Source organism: Stenotrophomonas sp. AS012628, from assembly GCF_010608305.1.
Taxonomy (GTDB): Bacteria; Pseudomonadota; Gammaproteobacteria; order Xanthomonadales; family Xanthomonadaceae; genus Stenotrophomonas; species Stenotrophomonas geniculata.
The window spans coordinates 24,507-40,298 of record NZ_VMBJ01000045.1 but is presented as its reverse complement, the minus strand read 5'-3'; the positions used below and the strand labels follow the sequence as shown (position 1 = coordinate 40,298).

Here is a 15,792-nt window from a genome sequence, read left to right as displayed (position 1 = left end):
TCCCCGCAAACCCACAGTGCCCCGCCATCCCTCAGGAAGCCGCTTTGGCGTTTGACGTTGCCGTTGCTTGAAGCAGGTGCAGGGCTGCAAGCCCTGCCGATACCCTCACTCCGCCGGGCAGTAAGCCTTGATGGCGGCTCCAGCCAATCCCTTCTGCGCACTGCGCTGCTCCGGAGCCAACGGGGTATCGGCCTTGCCATCGCCATCGGTGTCCTGCATCACCTGGCCGCCACCGTCCAGCAGGGCCAGGTTGGCCCGGGCCGTGCTGCACTGCTCAGGCACCGGTGCGGCGGGGGTCTCGGCGCTGGCCGCAGCCTGTGGGCTGCGCGCCTGCGCACGGGTCTCGAATTTCCTGCCCGCCGGAGGGGTCTCCGAATACTGGGTCACGCCATTGGCGTCCTTCCATTTATAGACCGGGCCGGCCACGACGTTGGCACTGGCCAACAGCAGCAGGCATCCAAGGCAGGACAGGGCACGCATGGCAAACTCCACGGAATGGGCGTAGAACGCCGATTGCAGCATTGGCGCCGAGCACTGGCAAGTCGATTAAACTGGATTCCATGGACCCGATCACACCGCCGCCGCGTTCGCGCACGATTTACCTGCTGCCCAACCTGTTCACCACCGCCGGCCTGTTTGCCGGCTTCTACGCGATCATCGCCGCGGCCAACGGGGACTTCGTCAACGCCAGCATCGCCGTGTTCGTGGCAGCGGTGATGGATGGCCTGGATGGGCGCGTGGCGCGCCTGACCGGCACCAGCAGTGAATTCGGCGTGCAGTACGACTCGCTGGCCGATCTGGTCAGCTTCGGCATGGCCCCGGCGCTGGTGATGTACCACTGGTCGCTGTCGTGGCTGAAGTTCGATGATCCGCTGCTCGGCCGCGTCGGCTGGGCCGTGGCCTTCCTGTATGCGGCCTGCGCGGCACTGCGCCTGGCCCGCTTCAACACCCAGGTGGCGGTGGTCGACAAGCGCTGGTTCGTTGGCCTGGCCAGCCCGGCCGCAGCGGGCCTGATGATGTCCTTCGTCTGGGCGTTTGCCGATGGCAACCTGGGCTGGGACGGCAACCAGCTGCGCTACGTGGCGCTGGCGGTGACGATCATCGCGGCGCTGCTGATGGTCAGCCGTATCCGCTTCTGGAGCTTCAAGGGCGGCGCTGCCAAGGGCACCCGTTCGGATCGCGTGCCGTTCCTGGTGCTCGCCCTGGTGCCGGTGGCCATCGCCATCGCGGTCATCGATCTGCCGCGCGTGCTGTTCGCGGTGGGCATCCTGTACGCCTTGTCCGGCCCGGTGATGTGGGCCGTGCAGCGCCTGCGCAAGAAGCCCGAGGCCGCGTGAGCCAGGATCTGCCCGTGCTGTGGTCACCGGCCCAGCAGGCCTGGCTGCAGGCCATGGGCTACACCGTCTACCACGACGGCCAGTTGGCCGCGGAACTGGATGCCGCGCTGCAGCTGAGCGTGGCCGAAGCCGAGACGGCTGCCGCGCCAGCGGTGGAGCAGGCGCGGGCACACACCGCACCCGCGCGCGAGCCTCTGGCTGCGGCCACACCGGTTTCCCGCCAGGAGCGCCCGGCACCGCCGCGTCGCGAGACCCCGGTCAGCGCACCGGACACCGCGCCCGCCGCTGCCCGCCCGCTGCCCGGCGGCAATGCCCGGCAGCCGGTGGTGCGGCTGCCGGATCGCCTGCAGATCGCCTTGCTGCGCGCGTCCGGCTGCAACCCCAACGATCCGGCCACGCAGGCGCTGATGGACAGCTGGCCGCTGGACCAGTTGCGCCAGGACCCGGCCGCCAAGCGCGCGCTGTGGCCGCAGCTGCGCACCCTGCGCAAGCGGGGCACGCCATGAGTGCGGTCAGCCAGCCCGGTCCGGTCAGCCTGCGTGCGCTGCGCGAGAGCGACCTCAACGCGGTGATGGCGATTGAAGTACGCGGCTATCCGTTTCCCTGGACCCGCGGCATCTTCGTTGACTGCCTGCGTGCCGGTTATCCCGGCCTGGCGATGGAGCGCGATGGCCAGCTGATCGGCTACGGCGTGCTCAGCATCGCCGCCGACGAGGCCCATGTGCTGAACATCTGCATCGATCCGTTCACGCAGTCGCGTGGCCTCGGGCGGCAACTGCTGCGGGCGCTGGTGCAGCTGGCCGGCGACCGTGGCGCGCAGCGGGTGTTCCTGGAAGTGCGTCCGTCCAACGCGCCGGCGCTGGCGCTGTACCACAGCGAAGGCTTCAACGAGATCGGCCGCCGCCCGCGTTACTACCCGGCCGCACAGGGCCGCGAGGACGCGGTGGTGATGGCGATCGAACTGGTCGACGGCGACCTGCAGGCGATGCCGCCGCTGTAACCGGGAAGGGTTGCCGGCCAGCGGCCGGCACTACCGCGCTCGCCGGGCGCGGCCCGGAGCTACCGGCGGCCAACCCTGGCTGGCACACATTGTCCGCTTCGGTAGGTGCCAACCTTGGTTGGCACGCATTGCTCACGCCAGCCGCAAGGCCAATACACCGCAGACGATGAGCGCCGCTGCCAGCCAGCGCGCACGCGGGATCCGCTCGCGCAGCAGGAACACCGAGATCAACAGCGCGAACAGGATCGATGATTCACGCAGCGCGGAGACCATCGCCACCGGCGCCTGGGTCATCGCCCACAACGCCATCGCATAGGACGCCGTGGTGCCGACGCCGCCGGCCAGACCGAGAGGCCAATGCTGCCGCGCATAGTCCAGCACCGCGTCGCGCCGGGTGTACAGCGCCCACAACGGCAGGGGAATGCCCGACAGCAGGAACAGCCACAGCGTGTAGCTGAGCGCACTGCCGGACTGGCGCGCACCCTGCGCGTCGACCAGGGTGTAGGTGGCGATCATCGCCGCGGTCAGCAGTGGCAAGCGCAGTTGGCCGCCACGCGCACCCAGTGCCATGCACAGGATGCCGGTGCTCACCAGCACCACGCCCAGCCACGCGGCAGCTGGCAATTGTTCGCCCAGCAGGGTGCCGGCCAGCGCAACCAGGATCGGCGCGCTGCCACGCATCAGGGGATAGGCCAGGCTCATGTCGACCTGCTGGTAGCAGCGTGCGACCAGGCTGTAGTACGTCACCTGCAACAGCACCGACGCACCCAGCCACGGCAAGCAGTGCGCGGCCGGGAACGGCAGGAAGGGCAGGGCGGCCGCCGACAGCAGTGCGGCGCTGCCCGTGACCAGCACGGTGCCGAGGAATTTGTCTGGTCCGCGCTTGACGATCGCATTCCAGCTGGCGTGCAGGGCCGCAGCCGCGAGGACCAGCAGGAAAATGGAAAGAGGCATCCAGCGATGATGCCATGTCGGGAAAATGTTCCGGGTTTGGTGGGTGCCAACCCTGGTTGGCACATCGCTCGGTGCGGACCAAGGTCCGCACCCACCAGAGCGAGGCAGGGTAGGTGCCAACCTTGGTTGGCACATCGCTCAGTGCGGACCGAGGTCCGCACCCACCAGCATGGTGCTTACAGCTTCGCGCGCTGCTCGCGCAGGCCGGCCAGCTGGGTGTTCCAGTCGACCAGGCGCACGCGTTCCTGCTCGACCACCGCCGGTGGCACCTTGTCGGTGAACCTGGCCAGCTTGGTCTCGCTCTTTTCCTTTTCGGCTTCGACGCGGGCGATTTCCTTGTCCAGGCGCACGCGCTCGGCGTCGAGATCGACCAGGCCTTCCAGCGGCACCAGCAGCTTCAGCTCGCCCACGATCGCAGCGGCAGCCGGCGGTGCGCTTTCGCCTTCGGCCAGCCACTGGATGCTGTCCAGCTTCAGCAGGAACGACAGCGAAGCGCTGAAGCGTTCGATGCGCACGCGGTCCTGTTCCAGGCCGGCCTGCAGGCGCAGCGGCACCAGCTTGGACGGGGCGACGTTCAATTCGCTGCGCACGCGGCGCACGGCACTGATCACCGCCTTCAGCCATTCCACGTCGGCCTCGGCCTGGGCGAAATCGCCCTCGAACTCGGCCGCGGTCGGGTACGGGCGCAGCGACAGCGTGGTTTCGGCCAGGCCCAGGCGCGGGGCCAGCTGCTGCCACAGCTGTTCGGTGATGAACGGCGTGAGCGGGTGCAGCAGGCGCAGCAGCGCTTCCAGCACGTACAGCAGGGTGTGGCGGGTGCTTTCGGCATCGGCGCCGTCGGCACCGTTCAGGGCCGGCTTGCTCAGTTCCAGGAACCAGTCGCAGAACGCGTTCCAGGCGAACTCGTACAGGCACTGTGCCAGCAGATCGAAGCGGTAGGCGGCGAAATGGCCCTGCGCTTCGGCAGTGGTGGCGGCCAGGCGCGCGAGGATCCAGCGCTCGGCATCGGTGCGCGGCTTGGGCACGCCGGTGAACGCGGCACCTTCAGTGTTCATCAGCGCGAAGCGGCTGGCATTCCACAGCTTGTTGCAGAAGTTCTTGTAGCCCTCGGCGCGGTTCATGTCGAACTTGATGTCGCGGCCGTGGGTGGCCAGCGCGGCGATGGTGAAGCGCAGCGCATCGGCACCGTGGGCAGCAATGCCGTCCGGGAATTCCTTGCGGGTGGCCTTTTCGATCTTCTCCACCATCTTCGGCTGCATCAGGCCGCCGGTACGCTTGGCGACCAGGTCGTCGATGGTGATGCCGTCGATGATGTCCAGCGGGTCGAGCACGTTGCCCTTGCTCTTGGACATCTTCTGGCCCTGGCCGTCGCGGATCAGGCCGGTGAAGTAGACGTCCTTGAACGGGATCTTCCCGACCAGGTTGTCGGTGGCCATGATCATGCGCGCCACCCAGAAGAAGATGATGTCGAAGCCGGTGATCAGCACCGACGACGGCAGGTAGCGGTCGAAGCCGCGCTCGGCCATCGCCTGTTCGTTCGGCCAGCCCAGGGTGGAGAATGGCCACAGCTGCGAGGAGAACCAGGTCTCCAGCACGTCGCTTTCCTGGTTCAGCACCACGTCGCTGCCGAGGTTGTTCTTCGCGCGCACTTCGTCTTCGCTGCGACCGACGTAGCAGTTGCCGGTGGCGGCGTCGAACCACGCCGGAATGCGGTGGCCCCACCACAGCTGGCGGCTGATGCACCAGTCCTGGATGTTGTTCATCCAGTGGCGGTAAGTGTTGATCCAGTTCGGCGGAACGAAGGGGATGCTTCCGTCCTCGACCAGTTCCAGGCCACGCTTGGCCAGGTCGTCCATCTTCACGAACCACTGGTCGGTCAGGTACGGCTCGATCACCTGGCCGGTGCGATCACCGCGCGGCACCTGCAGCTTGTGCGCCTTGGTCTCGACCAGGATGCCCAGGTCTTCCAGCTCGGCCAGCACGGCCTTGCGCGCGGCGTAGCGGTCCAGGCCCTGGAAGCGTTCGGGTGCGTTTTCATTCAGCGCCGCCACCGGGGTGAACAGGTTGATCATCGGCAGGCTGTGGCGCACGCCCACTTCATAGTCGTTGAAATCGTGCGCCGGGGTGACCTTGACCACGCCGGTGCCGAACGCGCGGTCCACGTAATCGTCGGCGATCACCGGCACGCGGCGGCCGGTCAACGGCAGCACCACCTGCTTGCCGATCAGGTGCGCATAGCGCTCGTCTTCCGGATGCACCATCACCGCCGTATCACCCAGCAGGGTTTCCGGGCGCGTGGTGGCGACCACCAGGTAGTCGCGGGTTTCGCGCAGGGTTTCCACGCCGTCGGCATCGCGCTCGACGTGCTCGTAGCTCAGGCCTTCATCCAGCGTGTAGGCGATCGACCACAGGAAGCCGTCTTCCTCGGCGCTCTCCACTTCCAGGTCGGAAATGGCGGTCTTCAGCACCGGGTCCCAGTTGACCAGGCGCTGGCCACGGTAGATCAGGCCCTGCTCGTACCAGCGCACGAAGGCTTCGTTGACGGCGGCCGACGGCTGCGGGTCCATGGTGAAGGTGCTGCGCGACCAGTCGGCGGAGGTGCCGAGGCGGCGCATCTGGCGCTCGATGGTGTCGCCGGACTGCTGCTTCCACTCCCAGACCTTGCCGATGAAGCCCTCGCGGCCCAGCGAATCGCGGGTCTCGCCCTTGCCTTCCAGCGCCAGGTTGCGGCTGACCACCATTTCGGTGGCAATGCCGGCATGGTCGGTACCGACCTGCCACAGCGTGTCGTAGCCACGCATGCGGTGGTAGCGCACCAGCGCATCCATCAGGGTCTGCTGGAACGCGTGGCCCATGTGCAGGGTGCCGGTTACGTTCGGCGGCGGCAGCAGGATGGTGTACGGCTCGCCCGTGCCGGACGGCTTGAAGTGGCCGGCCTTCTCCCAGGCCTCGTAGAGGTCGGTCTCGAAGGACTTCGGGTCGTAGCTGGAGGCGAGTTGGGTCATGCGGGGGAACCAGGAGGTAATCGTTGAGGGATCAGGGCGCGGCGGCGGCCCATCAAGGGGGCCGGGGCGCGCTTACATGTCGTGCTTGTTCAGGTCGTAACCGGCGGCCTTGTACTGGCGCCAGCGTTCGCGCAGCGGTTCGCGCGCTTCCGGGTCGGCCGGAACCACTTCCAGCACGCGCTCGCACTCGCCCAGCCAGGGTTCATCACGCAGGTTGATCACCAGCGGACGCGCCGGTGCCCCGGTGCCGGGTACGGCGATCAGCACCAGCGCTTCTTCCTCGTCCATGTCCTCGCCGGCGATCTGGTGCGGGATGTAAGCGTCGTTGTCGAACGCCCACAGCAGTTCGTCCAGCTCCTCGGCCTGGGCCTGGTCGCGGGCCAGCACCAGGGTGAACAGCCCGGCGTCGTTGGCCTTGCGTGCCAGCTCGCAGACCAGGCGCAACGGCTCGGTCAGGAAGCGGGGCTTGGCGATCAGGTAGAAGTCGGCGCGGGGCATGGCAGGGTCCGGGTCAGGCAGGGTTCCGGCGGTGCCGGGCGAGGCCCCGGCCGGCGGGCGCCGGCCAGGGTCGGGTACGGCATCAGGCGCGGGCGGCCTGGTCCAGCAGCCACTGGCTCAGCAGGCCGACCGGGCGGCCGGTGGCCATGCCACGCTTGCCTTCATCGCTGGCCACGCCGGCGATGTCCAGGTGGGCCCAGCGCTGGCCTTCGGTGAAGCGCGACAGGAAGCAGCCAGCGGTGATCGCGCCGGCCCAGCGGCCGCCGATGTTGTAGACGTCGGCGAAGGTCGAATCCAGCATCGGCTGGTACTCGTCCCACAGCGGCAGGCGCCAGGCGCGGTCGAACACGTGCTCGCCGGCGGCCAGCAGCTCGTTGGCCAGGTCGTCGTGCTTGCTCATCAGGCCGGCGGTCTGGTGGCCGAGGGCGACCATGCAGGCACCGGTCAGGGTGGCCACGTCGACCAGCGCGGCCGGCTCGAAGCGCTGCGCGTAAGTCAGCGCGTCGCACAGGATCAGGCGGCCTTCGGCGTCGGTGTTGCCCACTTCGATGGTCTTGCCCGACATCGAGGTGATCACGTCGGACGGGCGGTAGGCGTTGCCGTCGATGGCGTTTTCAACGGCCGGCACCACCACCACCAGGTTCAGCGGCAGCTTGGCCTTGACCGCAGCGACGAAGGTGCCGATGACGTTGGCGCCACCGCACATGTCGTACTTCATTTCTTCGATGCCGCCCTGGGTCTTCAGGTTGACGCCACCGGTATCGAAGGTGATGCCCTTGCCGACCAGTACATAGGGCTTGGCGTCGCCAGCACCGGTCCACTTCAGCACCACCAGGCGCGGGCGGTTGGCCGAACCACGGGCCACGGCCAGCAGCGAACCCATGCCCAGCGCTTCCATCTGGTGCTCGTCGAGGATCTCGGCTTCGGCACCGTCATGCTCGCCGGCAAACTTCACGCCCACCTCGGCCAGGTAGGCCGGGGTGCAGTAGTTCGGCGGCAGGTTGCCCAGCTCGCGGGCGAACTCGACACCGGCGGCGATGGCCTGGCCCTGGGCCAGGGCCTGCGCGTCGTCGCCGGCGATGGCCAGCTGGGCCAGGCCGGCGTCGTCGGCCTTCTTCTTGCCCAGGGTGGCGGTGTAGCGGTAGGCGGCGTGATCGGCGGCGATCACCGCCTGGCGGATCGCCCAGGCCGCGTCGCGGTCCTTGATGGCCACTTCGGACAGGGTGAACAGTGCGCTGCGGGCAGCACCGGCCTTCAGCGCGCGCACGGCGTCGCCGACGGCCTTCAGGTACTGCGGCACGCCGAAACGGGCGACTTCGCCCAGGCCGACCACCAGCACGCGCGGGGCGGTCACGCCCGGCAGGTCATGCAGCAGGGTGGTGGCGCCGGTCTTGCCGGACAGGTCGCCGCGCTGGGCCAGGGCGGCCAGGCGGCCACCGCTGGCGGCGTCCAGGGCCTGTGCGGCCGGGGTCAGGGTATGGTCGGCATAGGCGCCGACCACCAGGCAATCAACGGCGGCGGCGGCCGGAGCAACGTGGTTCAGGGTGAATTCGAGGGCCATTGAGCAGATTCCATTGGCGAGTCCGTACAATCGCAGGCCGTTTACGCCCAGACAGTAGACTGGGCGGCACCGCGAACGAACCCCAGAGTTTAAACCACCGCCCCATGCTGAAGCTCGACCGATACCTGCTGGGCGATTTCGTCCAGAGTTTCCTGGCTACCCTGATCGTCCTGCTGGTGGTCAGCGTGGGCGGCGTGCTGGTGGACATCCTCGGCAACATCGCCGACGGGCGGCTGCCGGCCAAGCTGCTGTTCTCGCAGCTGGGCCTGCAGTTCATCGCCTACCTGCCGCTGATCCTGCCGCTGGCACTGATGCTGGGCCTGCTGCTGGCCATCGCCCGCCTGTACCGCGATTCGGAAATGGCGGTCATCACCGCCATTGGCGTGGGCCCCAAGCGCCTGCTGCGGCCGCTGTTGATGCTGGTGGTGCCGGTGGTGGTGCTGGTCGGCACCTGCTCGCTGTGGCTGGGCCCCTGGGCCGGCCGGGTGGCCGAGCAGATGATTATCGAGGCCAACCGCAGCGTGCTGATGGCCGGGCTGGAACCGGGGCGGTTCACCCCGCTGCCCAATGGCGGCGTGGTCTACCTGTCCTCGATCTCGCCCGATGGCACCCAGCTGGGCAACGTGTTTCTGCAGCGCCAGAAGGATGACCGCCTGGAGGTGGTGTCAGCCAATGGCGGTCGCATGTTCTTCGAGGGTACCCGCCAGCGCTTCCTGGAGCTGGATGACGGCCACCAGGTGGAAGGGCCGGTGGCCGGTGCGCTGGACTACCGCCTGGCGACCTTCGCCCGCAATGACGTGGCCCTGCCCGATGGCGCGCAGACCCGCACCGAGGATGACCCGGAACTGATGCCGACCCTGCAGCTGATCGGCGATGAGCGTCCGCAGGCGCAGGCGCAGCTGCACCGCCGCCTGGCCCCGCCGCTGATCGCGCTGGCGTTCGCCCTGCTGACCGTGCCGCTGGGCCGCAGCTCGCCGCGCCAGCAGCGCTACGGCCGCATGATGCTGGCGCTGATGGCCTACATGGTCGGCACCAACCTGATGTTCATCGGCAGCGGCTGGATCGCCAACGGCAAGATCCCCCCTGCGCTCGGCCTGTGGTGGTTGACCCTGCCGCTGCTGGCGCTGGCCATCTGGATGTATGCACGTGATGGCCGCCTGGGCCGCCCGAAGGGAGCCCGCGCATGAGGCTGCGCCCGATGCGTTTCGACCTGTACCTGGGCCGGTCGGTGTTCACCACCGTGTTGCTGACCTGGGCCGTACTGGTCGGCCTGGACGTGGTGATGGCGTTCTCCGGCGAGTTCAAGGACATCGGCAAGAACGGCTACACCCTGGGCCATGCCGCCGCCTGGGTGCTGTATACGGTGCCACGCCGCGCCTACACCATGTTCCCCACTGCCGCGGTGATCGGCGCACTGATGGGCCTGGGCCAGCTGGCGGCGACCTCGGAGCTGACCGCGCTGCGTGCACTGGGGCTGTCGCGCAAGCGCCTGAGCGTTTCAGTGGCGATCGCGCTGTCGCTGCTGACCGCGGTGATGGTGCTCAGCGCCGAGACCCTGGGCCCCTGGGGCCAGGACCGTGCCGATGCGTTGAAGTCCAGTGCCAAGTGGGGGCGGGATATCGCCACCAGCCGTTATTCGGGCCTGTGGGCACGCGAGGGCGATACCTTCCTCAATGCGCAGAGTGGCGAGGAGCAGCTGGTTGGCGACAAGGGCACGCGCCTGATTCTGCGCGACGTGCGCCTGTATCACATCGCTGAAGACGGCCGGATCGCCTCGCTGACCCATGCTGCCACCGTCGAGCATGACAAGGATGGCTGGGTATTGACGGGCGTGCGCCGGGACACCTTTGGTGAACGCTCGGCCACGCGTGAGGAAGTGGCGCGCGAAGCGTGGAATTCTTCGCTGGATCCGGCGGCGCTGGCCACCGGCATCGCCAAGCCGCGCAACCTCAGCGTGGCCGAACTGAGCACCAGCATCGCCTATCGCCAGCGCAACGGGCTGGATGCGCGCGACTTCGAGGATGTGTACTGGAGCCGCTGGTTCTACCCGGTGAATGTGCTGGCGCTATGCCTGGCGGCGGTGCCGTTCGCGTTCGGTTCGCTGCGCAGCGGCGGCATGGGCAAGCGCCTGTTCCTGGGCATCCTGTTCGCGCTGGGCTTCTGGCTGCTGCAGCTGTTCTTCGGGCGCATGGCCGGCGCGTTGAAGTTCGATTACCGCATTGCCTATGCGCTGCCGCCGATCGTGATGCTGGCGGTGTCAGGACTGCTGTTCCGGCGCAAGTCGGGCTGATTCTGATTGTTGTAGAGCCGAGCCTGTGCTCGGCTGTCACGTACAGTGCGGAAAGCAGCCGAGCACGGGCTCGGCTCTACAGACAGCGCCTTACCGTTTCGGCATCCGCACCAGGCGGGTACCGCTGGCGCGGTCGTGCCAGGTCAGGCGTTCGCGATCGACCCACGCCCACCAGAATCCCAGTCCACCCAGCAGCAGGGACAGCGTGCCCACGGCGAAGCGCAGCCACAGCTGGCTGCGCCGCAGCGGCGCGCCATCGCTGGCGTGCAGTTTCAGCCGCCACGGCCGCATGCCCAGCGTCTGCCCGCCGCGGCGCCAGCTTGCCGTCGCGTACCACCCCGTGATCGCCCAGCACACCGCCCACAGCAGCCACTGCCAAGCACTGAACGGCGCGATGTTCTCGCGCTGGGCATGGCCGCTGAAGGTGTAGGCAAGGGTGAACAGGGTGCCGGCCAGCATCCACAGCGCCAGCACCGGCAGCGCGTCGTAGACCATCGCCAGCGCGCGCCACAGCAGCAATGCGCGCGGGCGGGGCAGCTCTGTAGCGGCCGCAGGGGCCGTATCAATGACGGGGCGGGACATGCGCCGAGCATACGCAATGCTGGCCGCATCCGCAGTGGCCCTCGTATCCTGCACGCATGGCCTCTGTTTCCACCCCCGCCGAACGCCGCCAGCTGGTGCAGCAACTGCCCGAGCTGCGCGCCGATGACAGCGTGCGCATCCAGCGCTTCCTCGATGCGATCTGGGCCGAGAACGGCCTGGCCCGCGCCACCCTCGACAGCTACCGGCGCGACCTGGAAGGGCTGGCACGCTGGATGGACGGGCGCGATGGTGGCCTGGCCGGCATCGAGCGTCCCGGCCTGTTCGACTATCTGGCTTGGCGTACCCGCCACGGCTGGTCACCGCGCAGCAATGCGCGGTTGCTGTCGGCGCTGCGGGCGTTCTTCGCCGATGGCGTGCGCCGCGGCGAACGCAGCGAGGATCCCAGCGCGCTGCTGGATCCGCCCAAGCTGCCACGATTGCTGCCCAAGGCGCTGGCCGAGAGCCAGATCGACGCGCTGTTGGCAGCACCGGATGTCGACAGCCCGCTGGGCCTGCGCGATCGGGCCATGCTGGAGCTGATGTATGCCGCCGGCCTGCGCGTGAGCGAGCTGGTGCTGCTGCCCGCCACCGCGGTCAACCTGCGCCAGGGCGTGCTGCGGGTGACCGGCAAGGGCAGCAAGGAACGGCTGGTGCCGCTGGGTGAGGAGTCGCAGCACTGGCTGGAGCGTTACCTGCAGCAGTCGCGCCCGCTGCTGGTCGGCAAGGGCAAGGTGCACGCGTTGGCAGACGGGCAGACACCGTTGTTCGTCGAGCCGACGCTGCATGCGCTGACCCGCCAGGCGTTCTGGCATCTGGTCAAGCGCCACGCCCAGGTGGCCGGCATCGATCCGGCGCGGATCAGCCCGCATGGCCTGCGGCACAGCTTTGCCACGCATCTGCTCAACCGCGGTGCCGACCTGCGCGCGCTGCAGATGCTGCTCGGCCACAGCTCGCTGTCGACCACCCAGATCTACACCCTGGTGGCCCGCGAACACCTGCAGAAGCTGCACGCACGCCACCATCCGCGCGGCTGAGCGCAGGCCTGAACCCCGGCCTCAAGCGTCGGGCGGTGTCGCGGCCCGGTCGCGGCAGCTGTGTCAGAATCCGGGGTCTTCTTCTGCCGCGGACCGCTCCATGCTCCGATTTGCCATCGCCGCCGTGTTCGGTGCGCTCAGCCTGACCGCCTGCGCCCAGCCGGCCCCGCCAGCTGCCAAGGCACCCGCCACCGCTGCGGCCAAGGCCAGCCCGGCCGCCAACGCGTCGGCCGATCAGGCCGTGCGCGCCGCGCTGACCGCGCTGAACCCCGGTTTCCAGGTGGACTACATCGGTGCTGCACCGTTCCCCGGCTTCCGTGAGGTCGTCGTGTCCGGCCAGCTGCTGTACGTGTCCGATGATGGCCGCTACCTGTTCCAGTCGCAGCCCTACGACACCCGCGCCAAGGGCCCGGCCAACAGCGAAGGCCTGCTCGGCTACCGCCGCGATCTGCTGGCCAAGGCCAACCATGGCGACCGCATCGTGTTCGCCGCGCCGAATGCCAAGTACACCATCAGCGTGTTCACCGACATCGAGTGTGGCTACTGCCGCAAGCTGCACCAAGACATCGCCGAGCTCAACCGCAACGGCATCACCGTCGAGTACCTGGCGTTCCCGCGCATGGGGCTGGGCAGCAAGGACTACACCGACATGATCTCGGTCTGGTGTGCAGCGGATCGCCGCCAGGCGCTGACCAATGCCAAGCGCGGTGGCAATGTGCCGGCCAAGAACTGCACCAACCCGGTGGCGATGCAGTACGCACTGGGCCAGCAGCTGGGCGTGAACGGGACGCCGGCGATCTTCGCGCCGGACGGTACCCAGCTGGGCGGTTACCTGCCGCCGGCGCAGCTGCGCGCGGCGCTGGAAAAGCTGTCGGCCAAGCGCTGATCGCCGCCGACCTTGTTTCTGTAGAGCCGAGCCCATGCTCGGCTGATGTTTCCGCAGCCGAGCATGGGCTCGGCTCTACAGGTAGGAAGCCGGGGGCGCGCAGCACCCCCGGCTTTTTTCTTACTTCAGGCCATCACTGACCGCCTTGGTCAGCGTGCCCTGTGCATCGTCACCACTGAACTCCCAGACGAACGCGCCGCCCAGGCCCTGGGTCTTCACGTAGCCCATCTTGCGGGTGATGTTGGCCGGGGTATCGAAGCTCCACAGCGTGCTGCCGTTGTAGATCCAGGTGGCACCGGCGGTGTTGTCGGTGTAGCCCGGCCACGCCAGGTTCTTCAGCACCTTCCAGTCTTCAATGCCGGCCTCGTAGGTACCCGGCGCGGCGCCGGTGGCGGTCTGGTACAGGCCGTTGTTGGCGTTGACCACACCGGTCCAGCCGCGCCCGTAGTAGCCGATGCCCAGGTTGAGCTTGGCGGCGGGAACGCCTCGGCTGATGAAGGCCTCGATGGCGTCGTTGCTGTTGTACAGCTTCTGGTCGCCGGTGGACGGATCATTCGGCGAATCAAACAGCGCCGACTGGTGATTGGTCTTCGCATCCCACGCACCGTGGAAGTCGTAGGTCATCACGTTGATGTAGTCCAGGTACGGGTGGTACGCGGCCGGATCGGTGACGCGGATCTTGTCGATGCCGGCGCCCACCGCCACCGTCAGCAACAGGCCCGGACGCACCGCATCGAGCTGGCGGCGGAACTCGGCCATCAGTGCGGTGAAGTTGGCGTTGTCTTCCGGCCTGCCGCATTCGATGCCGCAGGCCACCGGGTATTCCCAGTCGATGTCGATGCCGTCGAACACGCCCAGCGCGGCACCGGCGCCACCGGCACCGTCGGTCACCGGCAGGTTGCCCTTGATGTAGGCGTCGATGCACGAGGCGACAAAGGCCTGGCGGTTTTCCGGGCGCGCCGCGCTGGAGAAGCCGCGCGACCAGGTCCAGCCACCGAGCGAGATCAGCACCTTCATGCCCGGGTACTTGGCCTTGAGCTGCTTGAGCTGGTTCCAGTTGCCGCGCAGCGGCTGGTCCCAGGTATCGGCGCTGCCGCTGACACTCTCGGCGGCACTGAAGGCCTTGGTGTAGTCGGCGAAGGCGTCGCCACCGGCACCGCTGTTCGGATCCGACGGCTGGGTGATACCCACTTCGCAGCGGTTGTTGCGCACGTTGCCGAACGCGTAGTTGATGTGGGTCAGGCGTGCGGCCGAGCCGCTGCTGTCGATGTTCTTGACCCGGTAGTTGCGGCCGTAGATGCCCCACTGGGTGAAGTAGCCGATGACCCGCTTGCCGGTGGTGCCACCGTCACCGGCCAGCGTGGTGGCGCTGATCTCGGTGCCCTGTGCCGACGCATTGCCGGCGTTGTCGCGGGCGCGCACGCGGTAGCGGTAGGTGGTGGAGGCAGTCAGCCCGCCGTCGACATAGCTGGCACTGGACGGTGAACCGACCAGGCTGCCGTTGCGGTACACGTCGTAGCCGGCCACGCCGCTGCCGCCGGTGTTGTCGGTGGACGGGTTCCAGCTGAGTGCGATGCTGTTGGCGGTGCGCGTACCGACCGCCAGCCCGCCCGGCACGCTCGGTGCGGTGGTATCGCCACCGGCGGCGTTGACGGTGATGGTGATGGTCGCGGTGCTGCTGGTGGCGTTGTTGTTGTCAGTGGCCACCGCGCGCAGGGTGTGGCTGCCGGCGCTGGCATTGGCCCAGCTGGCCGCGTACGGCGCACTGGTGGCCACGCCCAGCGTGCTGCCATCGCGGAAGAACTCGACCTTGGCGACGCTGCCGTCCGGATCACTGGCGTTGGCAGTCACGTTGACCGTGCTGCCGGCACTGAAGGTGGCGCCGTTGGCCGGCGAGGTCAGGCTGACCACCGGCGGCTGGTTGGCGCCGCTGCCATCGCAGGCGCCGAGGTTGGTGTAGTAGGGCGCACCGGCCGGATGGTCCGGCGGCGCGTTCCAGATGTCCTGGTTCGCCCGATAGAGGACGCCTCCTTTCTGCAGGGTATCGCCGGCCCGGTAGATCCTGGCCTGGTCCCATTGGGCCACCCCGGCACAGCTGGCGGCCTGCGCCAGGCCGGGCAGGGCGGCGGCACCGGCGGCCAGGGCAAGCAGCCAGGCCAGGCGGTGGGGACGACAGCTTCGGGTCGCACGTTCGGCACTGCGCACAATCGGGTCGTACATGGGTAAGTCTCCGATCAAAGGGCGCGCGGGCCCCGATGGCGCCGCGCGTGACGCAGGTCCGGGCATCGCCCGGGAAGGCGACGGAGGGGCCGGACGGAGGTACCTGGGAGGCCGGGGAGAGAGTCCGGCGCCAGGTAGGGACAACGTTGTCATCAATCGTGTGGTCAATCCGTGAGCAAGCGCATGGTTCCGGGAATCGGGCGGAGAGCGGCGCTGCGCGCGGCCGGCGGCCATCGGCGGAGCCCCTCGTGGTTGGTCGGCACGCGAATTCAAGGGTTTGGCCGGGCGGGCGTCCCCCGCCACCGGACCCACCCCGCCATCCCACGGGAAGCCAGCTTTTGCTCTGGCCGTTGCCGTTGCCCCAGCTTCGGCGGGTGCCGGGCGCCGCCCGGCCAAAGCCCTTCCCCCGCTTCCGGTACAATGTC

14 protein-coding genes are annotated in these 15,792 nt (G+C 68.3%); 7 read left to right on the top strand and 7 right to left on the bottom strand.

What is annotated here, in order from left to right; all coding sequences use genetic code 11:
- Positions 1-105: 105 nt before the first annotated feature.
- Positions 106-480: a DUF4124 domain-containing protein gene (locus G5A07_RS17365; protein ID WP_191863684.1), complete on the bottom strand. Its 375-nt coding sequence runs from the start codon at positions 478-480 to the stop codon at positions 106-108.
- An 80-nt stretch (positions 481-560) separates the two neighbouring features.
- On the opposite strand from G5A07_RS17365, the gene pssA reads away from it, so the two are divergent.
- Genes pssA through rimI form a run of 3 tightly spaced genes read left to right on the top strand, consistent with a single transcriptional unit; the run spans position 561 to position 2,337 of the window.
- A complete protein-coding gene (pssA, locus tag G5A07_RS17360) occupies positions 561-1,337 on the top strand; it encodes a CDP-diacylglycerol--serine O-phosphatidyltransferase (protein WP_005415206.1) in 777 nt (258 codons plus the stop codon).
- Positions 1,334-1,843 carry a hypothetical protein gene (locus tag G5A07_RS17355; protein ID WP_191863683.1) on the top strand — a complete coding sequence of 170 codons (510 nt, stop codon included), beginning with the start codon at positions 1,334-1,336 and terminating at the stop codon, positions 1,841-1,843. Before pssA ends, G5A07_RS17355 begins: the two co-directional genes overlap by 4 nt.
- A complete protein-coding gene (gene rimI, locus G5A07_RS17350) occupies positions 1,840-2,337 on the top strand; it encodes a ribosomal protein S18-alanine N-acetyltransferase (protein ID WP_049410561.1) in 498 nt (165 codons plus the stop codon). Before G5A07_RS17355 ends, rimI begins: the two co-directional genes overlap by 4 nt.
- A 132-nt stretch (positions 2,338-2,469) precedes the next feature.
- On the opposite strand, the gene G5A07_RS17345 is transcribed toward rimI, so the two are convergent.
- The 4 genes from G5A07_RS17345 to G5A07_RS17330 all read right to left on the bottom strand — a co-directional run bounded on the left by G5A07_RS17345 (position 2,470) and on the right by G5A07_RS17330 (position 8,355).
- Positions 2,470-3,291, bottom strand: a complete 822-nt coding sequence (locus G5A07_RS17345; protein ID WP_191863682.1) for an EamA family transporter — start codon at positions 3,289-3,291, stop codon at positions 2,470-2,472.
- Between the two features lie 176 nt (positions 3,292-3,467).
- On the bottom strand, positions 3,468-6,296 hold the full coding sequence (locus tag G5A07_RS17340) for a valine--tRNA ligase (protein ID WP_191863681.1): 2,829 nt from the start codon (positions 6,294-6,296) through the stop codon (positions 3,468-3,470).
- Between the two features lie 72 nt (positions 6,297-6,368).
- On the bottom strand, positions 6,369-6,794 hold the full coding sequence (locus tag G5A07_RS17335) for a DNA polymerase III subunit chi (protein ID WP_010480719.1): 426 nt from the start codon (positions 6,792-6,794) through the stop codon (positions 6,369-6,371).
- Positions 6,795-6,876: 82 nt separating this feature from the next.
- On the bottom strand, positions 6,877-8,355 hold the full coding sequence (locus G5A07_RS17330; protein ID WP_010480720.1) for a leucyl aminopeptidase: 1,479 nt from the start codon (positions 8,353-8,355) through the stop codon (positions 6,877-6,879).
- Between the two features lie 104 nt (positions 8,356-8,459).
- Between G5A07_RS17330 and lptF the strand changes: the two genes are divergently transcribed.
- Complete coding sequence (gene lptF / locus G5A07_RS17325) at positions 8,460-9,542, top strand: LPS export ABC transporter permease LptF (RefSeq protein WP_049410571.1); 1,083 nt, start codon at positions 8,460-8,462, stop codon at positions 9,540-9,542.
- Positions 9,539-10,645 (top strand): LPS export ABC transporter permease LptG, encoded by a 1,107-nt coding sequence (gene lptG / locus G5A07_RS17320; RefSeq protein ID WP_043403322.1) that lies wholly within the window; start codon positions 9,539-9,541, stop codon positions 10,643-10,645. The genes lptF and lptG overlap by 4 nt, the downstream gene beginning before the upstream one ends.
- 90 nt (positions 10,646-10,735) lie before the next feature.
- On the opposite strand, the gene G5A07_RS17315 is transcribed toward lptG, so the two are convergent.
- Positions 10,736-11,227 carry an RDD family protein gene (locus G5A07_RS17315; RefSeq protein ID WP_043403325.1) on the bottom strand — a complete coding sequence of 164 codons (492 nt, stop codon included), beginning with the start codon at positions 11,225-11,227 and terminating at the stop codon, positions 10,736-10,738.
- Between the two features lie 56 nt (positions 11,228-11,283).
- Between G5A07_RS17315 and xerD the strand changes: the two genes are divergently transcribed.
- A complete protein-coding gene (xerD, locus tag G5A07_RS17310; protein ID WP_010480724.1) occupies positions 11,284-12,261 on the top strand; it encodes a site-specific tyrosine recombinase XerD in 978 nt (325 codons plus the stop codon).
- A 100-nt stretch (positions 12,262-12,361) separates the two neighbouring features.
- On the top strand, positions 12,362-13,147 hold the full coding sequence (locus G5A07_RS17305; protein ID WP_010480725.1) for a thioredoxin fold domain-containing protein: 786 nt from the start codon (positions 12,362-12,364) through the stop codon (positions 13,145-13,147).
- Positions 13,148-13,267: 120 nt separating this feature from the next.
- Here the strand turns inward: G5A07_RS17305 and G5A07_RS17300 are convergent, their stop codons facing one another.
- Positions 13,268-15,367 carry a glycosyl hydrolase family 18 protein gene (locus tag G5A07_RS17300; protein ID WP_191863680.1) on the bottom strand — a complete coding sequence of 700 codons (2,100 nt, stop codon included), beginning with the start codon at positions 15,365-15,367 and terminating at the stop codon, positions 13,268-13,270.
- Positions 15,368-15,792: the final 425 nt, after the last annotated feature.

What these genes read in the sequence shown, in the direction of transcription:
- G5A07_RS17365 (WP_191863684.1), bottom strand. Translation starts at nt 480, where the DNA reads ATGCGTGCCCTGTCCTGCCTTGGATGCCTGCTGCTGTTGGCCAGTGCC.
- pssA (WP_005415206.1), top strand. Translation starts at nt 561, where the DNA reads ATGGACCCGATCACACCGCCGCCGCGTTCGCGCACGATTTACCTGCTG.
- rimI (WP_049410561.1), top strand. Translation starts at nt 1,840, where the DNA reads ATGAGTGCGGTCAGCCAGCCCGGTCCGGTCAGCCTGCGTGCGCTGCGC.
- G5A07_RS17345 (WP_191863682.1), bottom strand. Translation starts at nt 3,291, where the DNA reads ATGCCTCTTTCCATTTTCCTGCTGGTCCTCGCGGCTGCGGCCCTGCAC.
- G5A07_RS17340 (WP_191863681.1), bottom strand. Translation starts at nt 6,296, where the DNA reads ATGACCCAACTCGCCTCCAGCTACGACCCGAAGTCCTTCGAGACCGAC.
- G5A07_RS17335 (WP_010480719.1), bottom strand. Translation starts at nt 6,794, where the DNA reads ATGCCCCGCGCCGACTTCTACCTGATCGCCAAGCCCCGCTTCCTGACC.
- G5A07_RS17330 (WP_010480720.1), bottom strand. Translation starts at nt 8,355, where the DNA reads ATGGCCCTCGAATTCACCCTGAACCACGTTGCTCCGGCCGCCGCCGCC.
- lptF (WP_049410571.1), top strand. Translation starts at nt 8,460, where the DNA reads ATGCTGAAGCTCGACCGATACCTGCTGGGCGATTTCGTCCAGAGTTTC.
- lptG (WP_043403322.1), top strand. Translation starts at nt 9,539, where the DNA reads ATGAGGCTGCGCCCGATGCGTTTCGACCTGTACCTGGGCCGGTCGGTG.
- G5A07_RS17315 (WP_043403325.1), bottom strand. Translation starts at nt 11,227, where the DNA reads ATGTCCCGCCCCGTCATTGATACGGCCCCTGCGGCCGCTACAGAGCTG.
- xerD (WP_010480724.1), top strand. Translation starts at nt 11,284, where the DNA reads ATGGCCTCTGTTTCCACCCCCGCCGAACGCCGCCAGCTGGTGCAGCAA.
- G5A07_RS17305 (WP_010480725.1), top strand. Translation starts at nt 12,362, where the DNA reads ATGCTCCGATTTGCCATCGCCGCCGTGTTCGGTGCGCTCAGCCTGACC.
- G5A07_RS17300 (WP_191863680.1), bottom strand. Translation starts at nt 15,367, where the DNA reads ATGTACGACCCGATTGTGCGCAGTGCCGAACGTGCGACCCGAAGCTGT.